The sequence below is a fragment of the Sulfitobacter sp. HI0027 genome (genome assembly GCF_001634775.1).
Taxonomy (GTDB): domain Bacteria; phylum Pseudomonadota; class Alphaproteobacteria; order Rhodobacterales; family Rhodobacteraceae; genus Sulfitobacter.
The window spans coordinates 46,986-62,993 of record NZ_LWER01000230.1; the positions used below are offsets into that span (position 1 = coordinate 46,986).

Sequence of the window (16,008 nt, forward strand, 5' to 3'; positions counted from 1 at the left end):
GCGGTGCTGCGTGACTTGTGGGTCGCGCTGTGGTCCACTGAAATTCCACACACCAATCATGGAGGATTGTATGGCTTTGAACGCACATCTGGACACCCTGAAGCGGAAGCATCAGGCGATGAGTGAGGCGGTGGAAACCGCGCAACGCGCCCCCGGTATGGACGATTTACAAGTGGCTTCCATGAAAAAGGAAAAACTGCGCCTGAAGGAGGAGATTAGCCGCCTGTCGAGCTGACTCTCACCCGTGAATTGAGATTTTCATTCGAGGGCTGTCGTTTCGCTGGGGCGGGGCGGCAGCCTTTGCGTAGGGCAGGCGGATGCCAGAAGCGATACTGAGCGTGACGGGTGAACGGCCCCTCCCGCCGCAATGAAAAAGGCCAGCCCGTCGAGGGGCTGGCCTTTTCGATTCGATGCTGGCGTCGATCAAACGACGAATTGCGCGCCATTGGCTGAAATGGTCGAACCATTGATGAAGCCCGCGTCGTCCGAGACGAGGAAGGCCACGGCGCGGGCGATTTCCTCAGGCTCCCCCAGACGCCCCGCGGGGATCTGCGCGATGATGCTTTCGCGGACCTTCTCGGGCACGGCCATGACCATATCGGTCGCGATATAGCCGGGGCAGATCGCATTGGCAGTGATGCCTGCGCGCGCGCCCTCTTGGGCCAATGACTTCACAATGCCCAGATCGCCCGCCTTGGTCGCGGCATAGTTCACTTGGGCAAACTGACCTTTCTGGCCGTTGATCGAAGAGATCACGACGACACGGCCGAATTTCCGCTCACGCATGCCGGGCCAGACTGGGTGGATCGTGTTGAACACCCCGGTGAGGTTGGTGGCGATGACCTCATTCCACTGGTCGGGAGTCATCTTGTGGAAAGGTGCATCGCGGGTGATGCCTGCGTTGGCGACGACCACCTCAATGGGGCCAAGATCGGCCTCGACCTGTTCGATCCCGGCTTTGGAGGCGTCGTAATCTGCCACGTTCCATTTATAGGTCTTGATGCCGGTCTCTTCGGTAAATTTCGCGGCGGCCTCGTCATTGCCGGCATAGGTGGCGGCGACGGTATAGCCTTTGTCTTTCAGCGCGGTGGAAATGGCCGCGCCAATGCCGCGGCTGCCCCCGGTGACCAAAGCGATGCGTGACATATAGTCCCTCCCTCAAGGTAATGTTCTTGCAATTGCATGTTTTGGCGCGCAACAAAATTGCGCGCCAATTGTAGTTTTAGGGGCGCTCAAGACACATGGCAACACCCATACCGCCGCCGATACACAGCGTCGCCAAACCTTTTTTGGCCCCGCGGCGCTGCATTTCGAACAGCAGAGTGTTGAGCACGCGCGCGCCGGAGGCGCCGATCGGGTGGCCAATCGCGATTGCACCGCCGTTGACGTTCACGATTTCCGGATCCCAGCCCATTTCCTTGTTTACGGCGCAGGCCTGCGCGGCGAAGGCTTCGTTGGCTTCCACAAGGTCGAGGTCTTCTGGTTTCCAACCGGCTTTTTCCAACGCCTTGCGCGAGGCATAGACGGGGCCGACGCCCATGATCGACGGGTCGAGACCTGCCGTGGCATAGGAGGCGATGCGCGCCAACGGGGTGATGCCGCGCTTTTCGGCGTCATCCGCGCTCATCAGCAGGGCACCGGCTGCACCGTCGTTCAGGCCCGAGGCGTTGGCCGCAGTGACCGAGCCGTCTTTGGTAAAGGCAGGGCGCAGCTTTTGCATGGCTTCCATAGTGGCCCCATGGCGGATGTATTCGTCTTGATCGACGACAGTCTCGCCTTTGCGGGTTTTGATCGTGTAGGCGACGATCTCATCCGCGAATTTGCCAGCTTTCTGCGCGGCCTCGGCCTTGTTTTGCGAAGCGACGGCGAATTCATCCTGCTGGTCGCGGGAAATCTGCCATTTTTCGGCGACGTTTTCGGCGGTTTGGCCCATGTGGTAGCCGTTGAAGGCATCCCACAGACCGTCGCGGATCATCGTGTCGATGAACTGCAGATCGCCCATCTTCTGACCCGCACGCAGGTTCTGCGCGTGGGGGCTGAGGGTCATATTCTCCTGACCGCCAGCGGCGACGATGTTCGCATCCCCCAGTTGGATGTGCTGGGCCGCCAATGCCACGGCGCGCAGGCCCGAGCCACAGACTTGGTTGATGCCCCACGCGGCGCTTTCTTTCGGCAGGCCCGCATTGATATGTGCCTGACGCGCAGGGTTCTGGCCTTGGGCGGCAGTCAGCACCTGCCCCAAAATGGTCTCAGAGACTTCGGATGGGTCGACCCCGGCGCGGGCCACCAGTTCTTTTAGAACGGCGGCACCCAGATCATGGGCGGGTGTATTGGCAAACGCCCCGCCGAAACTGCCCACGGCGGTACGGGCGGCGGATGCGATGACGACATTGGTCATGATGTGACTTTCCTCTACCTTGTTGAGCGGGGGCACACCGACACGCGCCATCGTCGGGCGTGGGCGCTCCCGTCCTTCTAAGGTAGTGATAGCGGATGCGCTGCAATGCGGCAACTGAGCAGGCAGCGGCACGCTGCCGACATGGCGTTACCCTCTTTACCCGGTCAGCCTGTGGCGCGCATGCGGTCGAACCCAAGCCAGGCGGGCCGGGTCGTGGGGGCGGCAAAATGGTAGCCCTGCAAACAGTCGACACCCATCTCGACAAGGACTGCTGCGTCAGCCGCGTTCTCCACGCATTCGGCCACGGTGAGCATGTCGAAATGTGTGGCGATCGACATCAGCGCGGCGGTCAGGGCGCGGTTGTCGGGGTTCGTCGCGATGCCCCGAATGAACTGTCCGTCAAGTTTCAGGATGTCGAAGTAGAAATCCTTGAAATAGCGGATCGCGGTTTGCCCCGCGCCGAAATCATCCATGGCAAAGCAAATGCCATAGGGCTGCAATTGATCCATAAAGTTCGCCACCAGTTCCGGCACCATCATGGCCGAGCTTTCGGTAATCTCTAGAATCAGCCGTTCGCCCAAGGTCGCGTCGCGGGCCAGCCAGTGGCGCAAGACGCGGGTCCATTCCTGATACCCGATGGAACGGGCCGACATATTGATCGACAGCCGCAATCCGGGGTGGTGGTGCAGCGCGTTCAGGCCAAGGCGCAGGGCCAGAACATCCACCTGCCGACCCGTTTCTGTATCTTCAATGACCGGCATGAAATCCTTGGCCGGAATCACGCGGCCAGTGGGGTCAAGCAGGCGGATCAACCCCTCATGAAAGGCGATGGACGTCGGATCGCTGGCCCGCATGACCGGCTGGAAGGCCAGCAGGGTCTGACGGTGCGCCACGGCGTCGCGCACCATTTCTAGGGTCGCGGCATCGCGTTGCGTTATCGCATGGTTAAGCGGGCTGTCCCCTCCGGGGGGGATATCGGCGATAGGGCGTTGGAATCGACGGGGCACGGCGGTACTCTTCTTTCTGTCCTGCTTTGGGTATGGGCGCAAAGGTGATAACACGGTCTTAATCAGCGGTGATTTCCGCGGTGGATCACGCGGGAGGGTTAAGATGCAGCGCTGTGACTGGGCCGGGGATGACCCGATTTACCAAGCTTATCATGACACCGAATGGGGTGTGCCCGAATATGACAGCCGTGCGTTGTGGCAAAAGCTCATCCTCGACGGATTTCAGGCCGGGCTAAGCTGGATCACGATCCTTAAAAAACGCGATAACTTTCGCGCCGCTTTCGCCGGGTTTGATCCGCATCAGATTGCCGAGTGGGGCGAGGCGGATGTCACGCGCCTGCTGGGCAATCCGGGCATTATCCGGCACCGGGGCAAGATTGAGGCCGCGATCACCAATGCCCGTGCTTGGCAGGAGCTGGAGGCACGCGGGGGCTTTGACAGCTTCATGTGGCGCTATGTGGATGGGGTGCCGTTACAGCCCGGCTTTGCCACACAGGCTGAGGTGCCGCCGAAAACTGCGCTGTCAGAACAGGTGAGCAAAGACCTGAAGAAAGCCGGTTTTAAATTTTGCGGACCGACGATCACCTATGCGTGGATGGAGGCCTGCGGGCTGGTGAACGATCATATTCTGACCTGCCACCGCCACGGCCCCTGTGCGGCGATGGCGCGTTAAGGCAGGGCGTATCGTCTTCGCTGAAATCCCCCGTTGACTCCCCGCCACGGCACCGTATAAGCGCCCCTTCATTGGTGTTGGTGGACCCCGCAAGGGGAACCCTGTCGGGCTTCGGCCAAAGGACAACGCCCTTTACCGCCCCTCGGGGCCTTATAAAGGAGAACAGCCGTGACAAAACGCACAGCTGCCAAGCACAAACTAGACCGCCGCATGGGCGAAAACATCTGGGGCCGTCCGAAGTCCCCGGTGAACCGTCGTGAATACGGCCCCGGCCAGCACGGCCAGCGCCGTAAAGGCAAGATTTCCGATTTCGGTATCCAGCTGCGCGCCAAGCAGAAGCTCAAGGGCTACTACGGCGACCTGACCGAAAAGCAGTTCCGTCGCATCTACGGCGAAGCCGAGCGTGTTAAAGGCGATACAGGTGAAAACCTGATCGGTCTGCTGGAGCGTCGTCTGGACGCCGTTGTGTACCGCGCCAAGTTCGTTGCAACCGTTTTCGCAGCGCGCCAGTTCGTGAACCACGGCCACGTTCGTGTGAACGGCAAAAAAGTGAACATCCCCTCCTACCGCGTGAAAGAGGGTGACGTGATCGAAGTGCGTGACCGTTCCAAGCAGTTGGCTTCCGTTCTGGAAGCGGTTCAGCTGCCCGAGCGTGACGTGCCTGACTACCTTGAGACGGATCACTCCAAGCTGACAGCAACCTTCGTGCGCACACCCGGCCTGTCCGACGTGCCATACCCGGTTGTGATGGAGCCGAACCTCGTCGTGGAATTCTACGCGAAGAACTAAGTTTCTTCGCCCGTCGACAATCGAAAGGCCGCGTGGTGCAAACCGCGCGGCCTTTTTCTTTGCGCGGGGCTGGGCCGGGGCGCAGCGATGCAACAGGCTGTCCGGCGGACGCGCGGATGCAGAATGATTCTGGCATCACCGCTGTCGCCCCGATAGAAGGGCGGCAGTAGCGTGAGGAAAAGAGCGAGATGACACAGATCGCACCGCAACCGGGCATTATGGAGATTGACCTTTACCAAGGGGGTGCGGCGCATGTCGCGGGCCTTGATAATGTGGTCAAACTCAGCTCGAACGAAAACCCGCTGGGGCCAAGCCCTGCCGCCGTCGAAGCCTATCGCCGCGCGGCCTATGATCTGCATCGCTACCCGTCTTCCGATCATAGCGCGCTGCGCGCCGCCATCGCCGAGGTACTGGGCCTTGATGCGGGGCGGATCATCTGCGGCGCGGGCTCGGATGAAATCATCGCCTTCCTTTGCCAAGCCTATGCCGGACCGGGGACCGAGGTGGTGCACACCGAACACGGCTTTGCCATGTACCGCATCTCTGCCCTCGCCGCCGGCGCCACGCCCGTGGAGGTGCCCGAGCGTGAGCGGGTGACGGATGTCGATGCGATCCTCGCCGCCTGTACCGATGCGACGCGGTTGGTGTTCATCGCCAACCCTAACAACCCCACCGGCACGATGATCGGTTTGGCTGAGATCGAACGGCTGGCCGAGGGGCTGCCGCCGCAGGCGCTTTTGGTGCTCGACGGGGCCTATGCCGAATATGTCGAGGGCTACGACGGCGGAGCCGCACTGGTGGACCGGCGCGATAACGTCGTGATGACGCGCACCTTTTCCAAGCTCTACGGGCTGGGCGGTCTGCGCATCGGTTGGGGCTATGGACCCGCCCATGTGATCGACGTGCTCAACCGCGTGCGGGGGCCGTTCAACCTCTCGCAGGCAGCACTCAACGCCGCCGAAGCGGCGATGCGTGATCGGGCCTATACCGACCATTGCCGTGCCGAGAACGCCCGCTGGCGCACATGGCTCGCCGATGCGCTGGCAGAGATCGGCGTGCCCTCGGATGTCTCGCTCGCCAATTTCGTGCTGGCCCGTTTCGCCAACCAGGCCGAGGCGGAAGCCTGCGACGACTACCTCAAGTCCCAAGGTTTGATCGTGCGCCGGGTGGCGGGATACAACTTGCCCAACTGCTTGCGCATCACCGTAGGCGACGAAAGCGCCTGCCGCCGCGTGGTCCATGCGGTGCGGCAATTTAAGGGAGGCAGCTGATGGCGCAGGTCTATGACAGGGTCGCTCTGATCGGGCTGGGGCTGATCGCCTCGTCGCTTTTCTGGGCGATGAAACGCGGCGGGCTGGCGGGCGAAGTCACAGGCTATGCCCGTAGCGACGAGACCCGCGCCACGGCGCGCGAGATCGGCCTCTGCGACCGGGTCTGCGACAGCGCCGCCGAAGCCGTTAGGGGCGCCGATCTGGTGGTGCTCTGCGTACCGGTCGGCGTCATGGGGGCCGTCGCCGCCGAAATCGCGCCGCATCTGGCCTCCGGTGCCACGGTGACGGATGTGGGCTCGGTCAAGGCCGATGTGATCGCGCAGGTGGGGCCGCATCTGCCCGAAGGCGCGCATTTCATCCCCGCTCACCCGCTGGCAGGAACCGAGCATTCCGGCCCGCGCAGCGGCTTTGCCGAGCTTTTCGACAACCGTTGGTGTCTGCTGGTCCCAGTCGAGGGGACAGACAAGGACGCCATCGCGCGGCTGCGCGCGCTTTGGGAAGGGGCGGGCGCCAATGTCGAAGAGATGGACGCCGAGCATCACGATCTGGTGCTTGCGGTCACCTCTCATGCGCCGCACCTCATCGCCTATACGATGGTGGGCGTGGCCGACGACCTGCGCCGGGTGACCGACAGCGAAGTCATCAAATATTCCGCCGCCGGTTTTCGGGACTTCACCCGGATCGCGGCGAGCGATCCGACCATGTGGCGCGATGTGTTCCTGACCAACAAAGACGCCACGCTGGAGATCCTTGGCCGCTTCACCGAAGAACTTTTTGCCCTGCAACGCGCGATCCGCACCGGCGACGGCGATCATCTGCACGCCTATTTTACCCGCACCCGCGCGATCCGGCGCGGCATTATCGAGGCGGGGCAGGACACCGACGCGCCCGACTTTGGCCGAGGGGCACGCAAGTCATGAAGGGCTGGGCTGTCCTGCCGCTGATCGTGCTGGGGCAGATGGCCCTGGCCGCGGGGCCGGACAGTTCGCAACGCCCGGTTCCGCGGGACAATGGGGATACCTTGCCGCTGATCGTCGTTCCCTCGGGCGCGATTGAACAGCCCAAGCGTGACCCCGCCGCCCGTGCTGCTGCTGAAGGGGGGCGGGGGTTGGAAAATTCGCTTCGCCCCGCGCTGCGCAGCCGCAAAATCGAGAAAGCCGCCCGCGCACGTCGGCAGATGTTGGCCAAGGGGGCGGTTTGCGGAGACTTGGCAATACAGGGCACGCCGGTGGGCCGGGTGCCCGGCAAGATCAACGGTTGCGGAGTCGAGAACGCGGTCAAAGTGCGCTCCGTCTCAGGCATCAAGCTCAGCAATGCCGCGGTGATGGATTGCACTACGGCCAAGGCGCTGGACACATGGGTGCGCCAGTCGGCGGTGCCCGCTTTGGCAGGACAGGGCGGCGGGCTGAAAGAGCTAAGGGTCGCGGCGCATTACGCTTGCCGGACGCGGAACAACCACAAAGGCGGCAAGATATCCGAGCACGGTAAGGGCCGCGCGATTGATATCTCCGGGTTTGAACTGGCGGACGGTAGCTTGATCACCGTGTTGAAAGGCTGGCGCGCCCGCCGCAGCAGCAAGGCGATGCGGCGGATGCACCGGGGTGCTTGCGGGCCGTTCGGCACGGTGCTTGGGCCAGAAGCAGACCGCTATCACCAAGACCATTTCCATTTCGACACGGCGCGGTATCGCAGCGGCAGCTACTGCCGCTAAGGCCCGCTTACGGCTGGATCAATCGCGGTGCCGGGCCAAGCGGAAGGCCCGCAAGGACCATCTGCCCATCGGCAAAGACCAGATCAAGATCAAGCCCGCCTGGCGTGCCACCTCGCGCCTCCAACAGCCGCAGCATGGTATTCACCTGCCCGCGCATGGAGGGCGGCAGGAAACCCCCACGTTCGCCCGCATCAAGCAGTTTGGACCAATTGGTGACCCGCAGGCTTAGCACCCCTTCGGGAATGCCCTCGGCATCAAAGGTCAGCGCCCCTTCGGCGCCCAGAGCCACGTCGCCCCATGCGGCATCGACATTCTCAACCGTCAGCGCGTCGATCTGCGGCAGGGTGCCCGCCACCGCGCTGTGACGATCCAGCGGGCGGGCAAAGGTCACGGCCATCCGCGCAGACAGGATCGGCTGCCCGCCGGGCTGCACCGCGCCGTCCCCCAGAACCTTGCGCAGCAGCGGGCCGGGGGTGATGCCGCCGGGCAGCAAGGCAATGTCATAGTCCCGCGCCGCGCCCGAAGATTGCGTGACCCGCATCCGGGGCTCTTCGGCTTCCAGCAACAGCCCGTCGGGGCCATTGACCTCAAGATGCGTGCTGCGGAACTCAATCGCTTCGAGTTGCAGCGTGGTCCCGGGGTGCAGCGCCAACTCGGCACGCAGGTCACGTATGTTCAGCGTCAAGGGCAGCGCGCCTGCAGGCAGCGCGGCGCTTGCGACCGAGGCGCGCGCAGAAAGGTCGCCGGGCCACCAGACCGGGGCGGAAAGATCAAGCTGCGGGGCCTCAAATGCTAAGCCGCGGGCGGGGGCCGCCACGGCAAGCCCGCTCAGCCGGTTTTGCAAGGCGAGGGGGAATCCCGATTTGCTGATGTCCTTGAGCGTCACCTCCCACCCCGCCGCGCGGCGGGTGTCGAGCAGGCCGGTCAGGGTGCTTTGCATCTGCGTCGTCGCAGTGGCCCACCACGCGCCCCAAAGTACGGCGAGCACAATCAGCAGCCAAACCAGTTTCCGCATTTCGATAGCCCTTCAAATCGTGCTTCAGATGCGGTTTACCGAAGGCCAGCAGAAAGGACCAGCAGGATGACAATGTGGGTATTTGGCTATGGCAGCCTTTTGTGGAACCCGGGTTTTGAGGTGGCGGAAAGCGTGATCGCCACGCTGCCGGGCTATGCGCGGTCGTTCTGCATGCGCTCGATCCACCACCGCGGCACGGTGGAGCAGCCGGGGTTGGTGCTGGCGCTCGACGAATCTGTCCGCTCGGCCTGCGAAGGCATGGCGATGCGCGTGGCTCCGGGGCAGGAGGCGCAGACGCTGGACTATCTGCGCGAACGTGAGCTGATCTCCTCGGCCTATGTCGAGAAAAACCTCACCGTGCATCTGACCGATGGCCGCGACGTGGAGGCGGTGACCTATGTGATCGACGCGGCGCATGACCAATATTGCGGCGGCTTGCCACTGGAAGAACAGGCCCAGATCATTGCACGCGCCGTAGGCGGCCGCGGGCCAAATACCGAGTATTTAATCAACACTGCCGTGCATCTTTCCGAAGTGGGCTTGCATGACCCCGCGTTGGAGTGGTTGCATGATCGCGTAAAGGCTTTAGCCTCATAAAAACTTGGCAACTCTTCGCTGTTTCAGTGTAAGCTGCGCCAAGAGCAGAATAGAGGGTCAGGAAAGGCCGCATGGCACAGCCAGACCGCAAGGCAAAACCGCAGTTTTCACAACCGGTGCGTCAGATTTCTCTGATGCTGATCGTATTGGCATTGACCGGCGTGGGCGCTTTTTTGGCCCTGCCCAGTGTGCTGCCGATCTTTGCCGCGAACCCATGGCTTAACGGGGTCATCATCTTTGTTTTCGTCGTCGGTGTGCTGGCCTGTTTCTATCAGGTGACGCAGCTGATCGGCTCGGTCCGCTGGATCGAGGATTTCGCCGCCGACAACGCCGAACCCGACGCGCAACCGCCACAGCTGCTGGCGCCTTTGGCGTCGCTGTTGCGCCAACGCGGTGCGCGGATGCAGGTCAGCACGGCCTCAACCCGTTCGATCCTTGATTCCGTTGCATCACGTATTGACGAAGTACGCGAGATCACGCGCTACATCGTCAACATGCTGATTTTCCTCGGTCTTCTCGGCACCTTCTACGGGCTTGCTACGACCGTGCCCGCTGTGGTCGACACGATCCGCTCGCTCGCCCCCGGCGAGGGGGAGGCAGGGGTTGATGTCTTTGGTCGCCTGATGACCGGGCTTGAGGCGCAGTTAGGCGGCATGGGCGTGGCCTTTGGCTCATCGCTTTTGGGGCTTGCGGGTTCTCTCGTCGTCGGGCTGTTGGAGCTTTTTGCGGGCCACGGTCAGAACCGTTTCTACCAAGAGCTCGAAGATTGGTTGAGCTCCATCACGCGGGTCGGGCTGACCTCGGGCGACGATGTGGGCGACCAAAATATCATGGCCAGCGTGATGGACCAGATGGTCGAACAGATGGCCGAGATGCAGCAGATGTTCACCCAGTCCGACGTCAGCCGCGCCATGGTGGACGACAAGCTGGGCAAGCTTGCCGATGCCGTTGACCGGATGACCACGCGGATGGAGCATGACACGACGACGAACAGCGCGCTTGATCGGGTGGCCGACGGGCAAGACCGGTTGATTGCCGTGCTCGAAGGGCAAGTGGCGGGCGAGGGGATCGACGCGGAAAGGCGGATGCGGCTGCGCTCAATCGACGTGCAGATGCTGCGCATTCTCGAAGAGATTTCTGCCGGGCGGCAAGAGACGATGGCCGAATTCCGCAAGGATATCTCACTGCTGGCCAAGGCGCTTTCCGGGCAGCGCGCGCCTGAGGCCCGTCGCCTGCGGGCCGGCGATGTCCCCGGTGGCGGGGACCAGTAATGGCACTTTCCCGGCGGACAGGCGCACGGTTTCAGGGCTCGATCTGGCCGGGGTTCGTCGATGCGATGACCGGGCTTTTGCTGGTTCTGATGTTCGTGTTGACGATCTTTATGGTCGTGCAGTTCGTCCTGACCGAACGCATCAGCGGCCAAGAGAGCGAGTTGAACGAATTGGCCGGAGAGGTCGCGGCCCTTGCCCAAGCGCTTGGCGTCGAGGAACGCACCACCGCGCGGCTGGAAGCCCGGCTTGGGGCACTGAATGCCTCACTGAACGATGCCCGCGATGAGGTGTCGCGCCAAGAAGCGGTGATCGCCGGGCTGACCTCTGAACGCGACGCCCAAGAGGCCGCGTTGCAGGCCGCGGAGGCCGAGATCACCGGGTTCGAGGCGCGGGTGGCGGCCCTTCTGGCTTCGCAGGCCGAAGATCAGGCGCGGATCGGAAGCTTGGAAGATCGCGAAGCCGCGTTGCTGGATGAGCAAGAGGCGCTGAACCTCGCGCTGAGCACCGCGCGGGACGAGATCGACGCGCAGGCGGAAACGGCCCGGCTGGCCGCGGCAAAGCGCGAGGCGTTGGATGCGCTGGTGGCCGATCTGCGTGCCCAAAACGCTGAATCCGAGGCGGAGGTCGCAGCACTCAACGCCGAGGTGTTAGAGGCCGAAGAGGCGCTCAGCGCCGAGGAAGCCGCCCGTCTGGCCGAAGCCGCAGCGGCGCAGGCATTGCGCGACCGGCTTGAGGATGCGGATGCGGAATTGACGGCCATGACCCTCTCGCTTGAGGCGCAGCGCAAGAAGGCCGAAGACACCTTGACCTTGCTGGCCGCCGCGCGCGCGGCGCGAAGCGATCTGGACAGTGAACTCGCCGCAGCTCTGCTGAGCTTGGAGACGGCTGAACAAAGCAGTGCAGGTCTGGAGGCCGAGCGTGCCGCGCTGGCCGAAGAGTTGGACGCGGCAGAGGGCACCGAAGAGGACTTGCGCACACAACTGTCGCAGGCGGAGGTGACCGAGCAGGCGTTGAATGCCCGCTTGGCCGAGGCGCTGGCCCGCGTGCAGAGCCTTGAACAAGAGGGCGAAGCACTGAGCGGCTCGCAGTCGGATCTGCGCGAACGTCTGGCGCAGGCGCTGGCGGCAAAGCTTGCCGCTGAGACGCTGGCCGAGGACAAGACCACCGCCGCCGAGCGCCGCGCCGCTCTACTGGCGCAGGCCGAAAAGACCTTGGCCGACGAGAAGGCGGTCAGCGCCGAGGCCCAGCGTCAGACCGAATTGCTGAACCAGCAGGTCGCGGAGCTGCGCGCGCAACTGGGCAACCTACAGGCGCTGCTCGACGATGCCGTGGCGCGGGATGCGGCAAGGTCGGTTGAGTTGCAATCGCTCGGGTCCGAGTTGAACACAGCGCTGGCACGGGTGGCGGCAGAGGAACGGCGTCGCGCCGAGCTCGAAGCGGCAGAGCGCAAGCGGCTGGAGGAGGAGAGCAAGAACCTCGCCCAGTACCGCTCGGAATTCTTTGGCCGGTTGCGTGACCTTCTGGGCAATCAGGAGGGCGTGCGGATCGAAGGCGACCGATTTGTCTTCTCTTCCGAGGTGCTTTTCGGGCCGGGCAGTGCGGTGCTGAGCCAAGACGGGCAAGGCGAGATTGCCAAGGTGGCGGGCATTCTGCGCAGCGTGGTAGACGAGATCCCGGCAGAGATCGACTGGGTGATCCGTGTCGATGGCCATACCGATAATGTGCCGCTTTCCGGCTTTGGGGCGTTCGCGGACAATTGGGAGTTGAGCCAAGCGCGGGCGCTGTCGGTGGTCAAATATATGGTCAACTTCCTTGGCATCGCGCCGGATCGTTTGGCGGCCAATGGCTTTGGCCAGTACCAGCCCGTGGCCGAGGGCAATACCGAAGCCGCGCGGGCGCAGAACCGGCGGATCGAGCTTAAATTTACCGAAAAGTGAGCGGGGGAAAGCCGGTCTATTGCAGCGTCAACGCGCCGGTCTTTTCGTCAATCACCCGGCCATCGCGCAGCAGGGTAACCGTGCCGCGATAGCGCCCGGCGGGCCATGTTCCGGCGGCGGCGCGTTTGCCGATGGCACGAAACGACTGCGCCTGCGGTTTCTCTAGCACCACATCCCTTTCGATCACGGTGCCGCTTGGCCCCGCAAGGCTGAGGCGCAGCACGTCGTTCTTTTGGGTGCCATAGCTGTAACCGTAGATGACCAAGGCAGGCGCATCCTTGGGGAGGGTGTCGTGATTGGCATCGCCCGCCTTGATTTCATCATAGCTGGGAATGCGGTCCGCAAAGCCGAGCGCGATCAGCCCGCCGGGGCGGTAGGGCGGGGTGTCTTCCCAGAGCGACTTAACTGGTTCCTCGCAAGGGTTGCCTTCGGGGGCGAATGGATCAACCGGGTTGCCATTGTGGCGCAGCGAAAGGTGAAGATGCGGGAAGGCGGCCTTGCCGGACTGGCCGACCAGCCCGAGAGCGTCGCCGACAGCGACCGCTTGCCCGTCCGTCACGCGCAGTGACCCGCGTTTCAGGTGGCAGTACTGTGTTTCCCACCCGCGGCCGAGGTCGATGACCACGCCGTTGCCGCATTCGCGCCCTTGGACTTCCGAGAGTGGCGCGCCATCGGCCATGCCGTCTCGCAGCCCTTTGACCACGCCAGCCGCCGCTGCGCGAACGGTGACACCTGCCGCCATCGCTGCGCGGTCGGGTAGGGCGAAATCGGTGCCCTTGTGTTCGTCATAGGTCAGCCTCGAACAGCGGTAATCGTGCGCCGCGGCACTTGGGTCTTGGTCCATATATTGTTGGATGTGGCAATCCTGCCCGAGGGTGCAATCCAGCGGGAAGGCCAGTTGCACATCCTCCGCCAGCGCAGGGCTGGCGGAGGAGAGGATCAGGGCCAGCGCGGCCCGTGTGATCATTCCGCGGTGAGCAGCGGGGGCCGATCACCTGACAGGCGCTTGCTTTCGGTGCCCAAGACCTTGAGCGTCAGCGCGTCGTCCTTGACGCCAACCTTGACCACACCGCCTTTGGCCAGTTTGCCAAAGAGCAGTTCCTCGGCCAGCGGCTTTTTGATGTGCTCTTGGATCACGCGGCCTAAGGGGCGGGCGCCCATCTTGTCGTCGTAGCCCTTGTCGGCAAGCCATTCGGCGGCCTTCTTGCTGAGTTCGATGGTCACGTTGCGGTCCATCAGTTGCGCTTCGAGTTGCAGCACGAACTTTTCGACCACCCGCAGGATCACCGATTTCGGCAGCGGTGCGAAGCTGATGACAGCGTCGAGACGGTTGCGGAACTCCGGCGTGAAGGTCCGCTCAATCGCGGCGGTGTCTTCACCGGTGCGACGTTCGCGGCCAAAGCCCACGGCCTCTTTCGCCTGCTCGGAAGCACCAGCGTTGGAGGTCATGATCAGTACCACATTGCGGAAATCCACTGTGCGGCCGTTGTGATCGGTCAGCTTGCCGTGGTCCATCACCTGCAACAGGATGTTGTAGACATCCGGATGCGCCTTCTCCATCTCGTCGAGCAGCAGCACGCAGTGCGGATGCTGGTCCACGCCATCGGTCAGCATGCCACCCTGGTCAAAACCGACATAGCCCGGAGGCGCGCCGATCAGACGAGAGACGGCGTGCTTCTCCATATACTCCGACATGTCGAAGCGCAGCAGTTCCACCCCCAGCGTGTCGGCCAGTTGCTTGGCCACCTCGGTTTTACCCACACCGGTTGGTCCGGCGAAGAGGTAGTTGCCGATGGGTTTGTCCGGCTCGCGCAGGCCCGCGCGGGACAGTTTGATGGCCGAAGACAGCGCCACGATGGCATCGTCCTGCCCAAAGACCACCCGCTTGAGCGAGCTTTCCAGATCCTTCAGCACCACCACGTCGTCCTTGGAGACGTTTTTCGGCGGGATGCGGGCGATCTTGGCCACCACGGCTTCGACCTCCTTGGTGCCGATGGTCTTGCGGCGCTTGGAGGCGGCCACGAGATGCTGTGCGGCACCCGCTTCGTCGATCACGTCGATCGCTGAGTCAGGCAGCTTGCGGTCGTTGATATAGCGGTGCGCCAGTTCGACAGAGGTCTTGATCGCGTCGGAGGTGTATTTGACGCTGTGATGCTCCTCGAAATAGGGTTTCAGCCCCTTGAGGATCTTGGTGGCGTCTTCGACCGAAGGCTCGCTTACGTCGATTTTCTGGAACCGGCGCGACAGCGCGCGGTCTTTCTCAAAGTGCTGGCGGAACTCCTTATAGGTGGTGGAGCCCATGGTACGCAGCTTGCCGCCCTGAAGCGCGGGCTTCAGCAGGTTGGAGGCATCCATCGCGCCGCCTGAAGTGGCACCGGCACCGATCACGGTGTGGATTTCGTCGATGAAAAGCACCGCGTCTTTATGTTCTTCCAGCTCGGTCACGACAGCTTTCAGCCGTTCCTCGAAATCGCCGCGGTAGCGGGTGCCAGCCAGCAACGCGCCCATGTCGAGCGAGTAGATCGTGGTGTTGGCCAGAACCTCGGGCGTTTCGCCGGCGACGATCTTGCGTGCCAGCCCCTCGGCGATGGCGGTTTTGCCCACGCCCGGATCACCCACCAGCAGCGGGTTGTTCTTGCGGCGGCGGCAGAGCACTTGAATGCAGCGCTCAACCTCACCCTCGCGGCCGATCAGCGGATCGATATCGCCCTCGCGGGATTTGGCGTTGAGGTCCACGCAATATTTCGCCAGCGCGGATTCCTTCTTGTCGCCATCGGTGACGCCTTGGGCCTCTTCTTCGGCTTCTGGTGCGCCTGTGACGGGGCGGGATTCACCATATGCCGGGTCTTTGGCGACGCCATGGGCGATAAAGTTCACCGCGTCATAGCGGGTCATATCCTGTTCTTGCAGGAAGTAGGCGGCGTTGCTTTCGCGTTCGGCGAAGATGGCGACCAGCACGTTCGCGCCCGTCACTTCGGTCCGGCCCGAGGATTGCACGTGGATCGCGGCGCGCTGGATCACGCGCTGGAAGGCCGCCGTGGGCACCGCTTCGGAACCGTCGATGTCGGTGATCAGGTTGCTCAGATCATCGTCGACGAATTCGACCAGTGTTTCGCGCAGGTCAGAGACATCAACGGAACAGGCTTTCATGACCTGCACGGCGTCGGGTTCGTCGAGCAAGGCCAGCAGCAGATGTTCGAGCGTTGCAAATTCGTGGCGGCGGGCGTTTGCCAGCGCGAGGGCCGCGTGGATTGCCTGCTCAAGTGTAGTCGAGAATGAAGGCACGGGCGTGCTCCTTTTCGATCGGGGTCGGTGAGGTGCTGAGATATCTCAGGCCCC

The 16,008-nt window shown here is 63.0% G+C and carries 15 protein-coding genes; 9 read left to right on the forward strand and 6 right to left on the reverse strand.

Going from position 1 to position 16,008, the window contains the following annotated elements; genetic code table 11:
• Positions 1 to 70 precede the first annotated feature (70 nt).
• A complete protein-coding gene (locus A3722_RS23440; protein WP_082849498.1) occupies positions 71 to 235 on the forward strand; it encodes a YdcH family protein in 165 nt (54 codons plus the stop codon).
• Between the two features lie 188 nt (positions 236 to 423).
• Here the strand turns inward: A3722_RS23440 and phbB are convergent, their stop codons facing one another.
• The 3 genes from phbB to A3722_RS14515 all read right to left on the reverse strand — a co-directional run bounded on the left by phbB (position 424) and on the right by A3722_RS14515 (position 3,405).
• The gene (gene phbB, locus A3722_RS14505; protein WP_067629533.1) at positions 424 to 1,146 is read right to left on the reverse strand and encodes an acetoacetyl-CoA reductase; all 723 of its coding nucleotides are present in this window, start codon (positions 1,144 to 1,146) and stop codon (positions 424 to 426) included.
• Positions 1,147 to 1,222: 76 nt separating this feature from the next.
• A complete protein-coding gene (locus A3722_RS14510) occupies positions 1,223 to 2,398 on the reverse strand; it encodes an acetyl-CoA C-acetyltransferase (RefSeq protein ID WP_067629601.1) in 1,176 nt (391 codons plus the stop codon).
• 164 nt (positions 2,399 to 2,562) lie between these two features.
• Positions 2,563 to 3,405 carry an EAL domain-containing protein gene (locus A3722_RS14515; RefSeq protein WP_067629534.1) on the reverse strand — a complete coding sequence of 281 codons (843 nt, stop codon included), beginning with the start codon at positions 3,403 to 3,405 and terminating at the stop codon, positions 2,563 to 2,565.
• A gap of 103 nt (positions 3,406 to 3,508) precedes the next feature.
• On the opposite strand from A3722_RS14515, the gene A3722_RS14520 reads away from it, so the two are divergent.
• The 5 genes from A3722_RS14520 (at position 3,509) to A3722_RS14540 (ending at position 7,849) form a co-directional block, all read left to right on the forward strand.
• Entirely contained in the window at positions 3,509 to 4,078 is a 570-nt protein-coding gene (locus A3722_RS14520; RefSeq protein ID WP_067629535.1) for a DNA-3-methyladenine glycosylase I, read from the forward strand.
• A 168-nt stretch (positions 4,079 to 4,246) separates the two neighbouring features.
• Positions 4,247 to 4,867: a 30S ribosomal protein S4 gene (gene rpsD, locus A3722_RS14525; RefSeq protein ID WP_007118979.1), complete on the forward strand. Its 621-nt coding sequence runs from the start codon at positions 4,247 to 4,249 to the stop codon at positions 4,865 to 4,867.
• A gap of 188 nt (positions 4,868 to 5,055) precedes the next feature.
• Entirely contained in the window at positions 5,056 to 6,138 is a 1,083-nt protein-coding gene (hisC, locus tag A3722_RS14530; protein ID WP_067629536.1) for a histidinol-phosphate transaminase, read from the forward strand.
• Positions 6,138 to 7,058: a prephenate/arogenate dehydrogenase family protein gene (locus A3722_RS14535; protein WP_067629537.1), complete on the forward strand. Its 921-nt coding sequence runs from the start codon at positions 6,138 to 6,140 to the stop codon at positions 7,056 to 7,058. The genes hisC and A3722_RS14535 overlap by 1 nt, the downstream gene beginning before the upstream one ends.
• Positions 7,055 to 7,849 (forward strand): extensin-like domain-containing protein, encoded by a 795-nt coding sequence (locus tag A3722_RS14540; protein ID WP_067629538.1) that lies wholly within the window; start codon positions 7,055 to 7,057, stop codon positions 7,847 to 7,849. Before A3722_RS14535 ends, A3722_RS14540 begins: the two co-directional genes overlap by 4 nt.
• 7 nt (positions 7,850 to 7,856) lie before the next feature.
• Here the strand turns inward: A3722_RS14540 and A3722_RS14545 are convergent, their stop codons facing one another.
• Complete coding sequence (locus tag A3722_RS14545) at positions 7,857 to 8,864, reverse strand: DUF2125 domain-containing protein (protein ID WP_067629544.1); 1,008 nt, start codon at positions 8,862 to 8,864, stop codon at positions 7,857 to 7,859.
• Between the two features lie 66 nt (positions 8,865 to 8,930).
• Here A3722_RS14545 and A3722_RS14550 point away from each other — a divergent pair, with 66 nt between their 5' ends.
• The 3 genes from A3722_RS14550 (at position 8,931) to A3722_RS14560 (ending at position 12,669) form a co-directional block, all read left to right on the forward strand.
• Positions 8,931 to 9,461, forward strand: coding sequence for a gamma-glutamylcyclotransferase (locus tag A3722_RS14550; RefSeq protein WP_067629545.1), 531 nt, complete (start codon positions 8,931 to 8,933; stop codon positions 9,459 to 9,461).
• A 71-nt stretch (positions 9,462 to 9,532) separates the two neighbouring features.
• Positions 9,533 to 10,732, forward strand: coding sequence for a biopolymer transporter ExbB (locus A3722_RS14555; RefSeq protein WP_067629550.1), 1,200 nt, complete (start codon positions 9,533 to 9,535; stop codon positions 10,730 to 10,732).
• Entirely contained in the window at positions 10,732 to 12,669 is a 1,938-nt protein-coding gene (locus tag A3722_RS14560; RefSeq protein ID WP_067629555.1) for a peptidoglycan -binding protein, read from the forward strand. The genes A3722_RS14555 and A3722_RS14560 overlap by 1 nt, the downstream gene beginning before the upstream one ends.
• Positions 12,670 to 12,685: 16 nt before the next feature.
• Here A3722_RS14560 and A3722_RS14565 read toward each other — a convergent pair whose 3' ends face one another.
• Positions 12,686 to 13,636: a M23 family metallopeptidase gene (locus A3722_RS14565; protein ID WP_067629556.1), complete on the reverse strand. Its 951-nt coding sequence runs from the start codon at positions 13,634 to 13,636 to the stop codon at positions 12,686 to 12,688.
• Positions 13,633 to 15,954: an ATP-dependent Clp protease ATP-binding subunit ClpA gene (clpA, locus tag A3722_RS14570; protein WP_067629557.1), complete on the reverse strand. Its 2,322-nt coding sequence runs from the start codon at positions 15,952 to 15,954 to the stop codon at positions 13,633 to 13,635. Before clpA ends, A3722_RS14565 begins: the two co-directional genes overlap by 4 nt.
• Positions 15,955 to 16,008: the final 54 nt, after the last annotated feature.

Bases quoted from the DNA above. Each gene is read 5' to 3' on its own strand.
- hisC (WP_067629536.1), top strand. From the start codon at position 5,056: ATGACACAGATCGCACCGCAACCGGGCATTATGGAGATTGACCTTTAC.
- A3722_RS14560 (WP_067629555.1), top strand. From the start codon at position 10,732: ATGGCACTTTCCCGGCGGACAGGCGCACGGTTTCAGGGCTCGATCTGG.
- A3722_RS14555 (WP_067629550.1), top strand. From the start codon at position 9,533: ATGGCACAGCCAGACCGCAAGGCAAAACCGCAGTTTTCACAACCGGTG.
- A3722_RS14540 (WP_067629538.1), top strand. From the start codon at position 7,055: ATGAAGGGCTGGGCTGTCCTGCCGCTGATCGTGCTGGGGCAGATGGCC.
- A3722_RS14550 (WP_067629545.1), top strand. From the start codon at position 8,931: ATGACAATGTGGGTATTTGGCTATGGCAGCCTTTTGTGGAACCCGGGT.
- A3722_RS23440 (WP_082849498.1), top strand. From the start codon at position 71: ATGGCTTTGAACGCACATCTGGACACCCTGAAGCGGAAGCATCAGGCG.
- A3722_RS14565 (WP_067629556.1), bottom strand. From the start codon at position 13,636: ATGATCACACGGGCCGCGCTGGCCCTGATCCTCTCCTCCGCCAGCCCT.
- A3722_RS14545 (WP_067629544.1), bottom strand. From the start codon at position 8,864: ATGCGGAAACTGGTTTGGCTGCTGATTGTGCTCGCCGTACTTTGGGGC.
- A3722_RS14510 (WP_067629601.1), bottom strand. From the start codon at position 2,398: ATGACCAATGTCGTCATCGCATCCGCCGCCCGTACCGCCGTGGGCAGT.
- A3722_RS14535 (WP_067629537.1), top strand. From the start codon at position 6,138: ATGGCGCAGGTCTATGACAGGGTCGCTCTGATCGGGCTGGGGCTGATC.
- phbB (WP_067629533.1), bottom strand. From the start codon at position 1,146: ATGTCACGCATCGCTTTGGTCACCGGGGGCAGCCGCGGCATTGGCGCG.
- A3722_RS14520 (WP_067629535.1), top strand. From the start codon at position 3,509: ATGCAGCGCTGTGACTGGGCCGGGGATGACCCGATTTACCAAGCTTAT.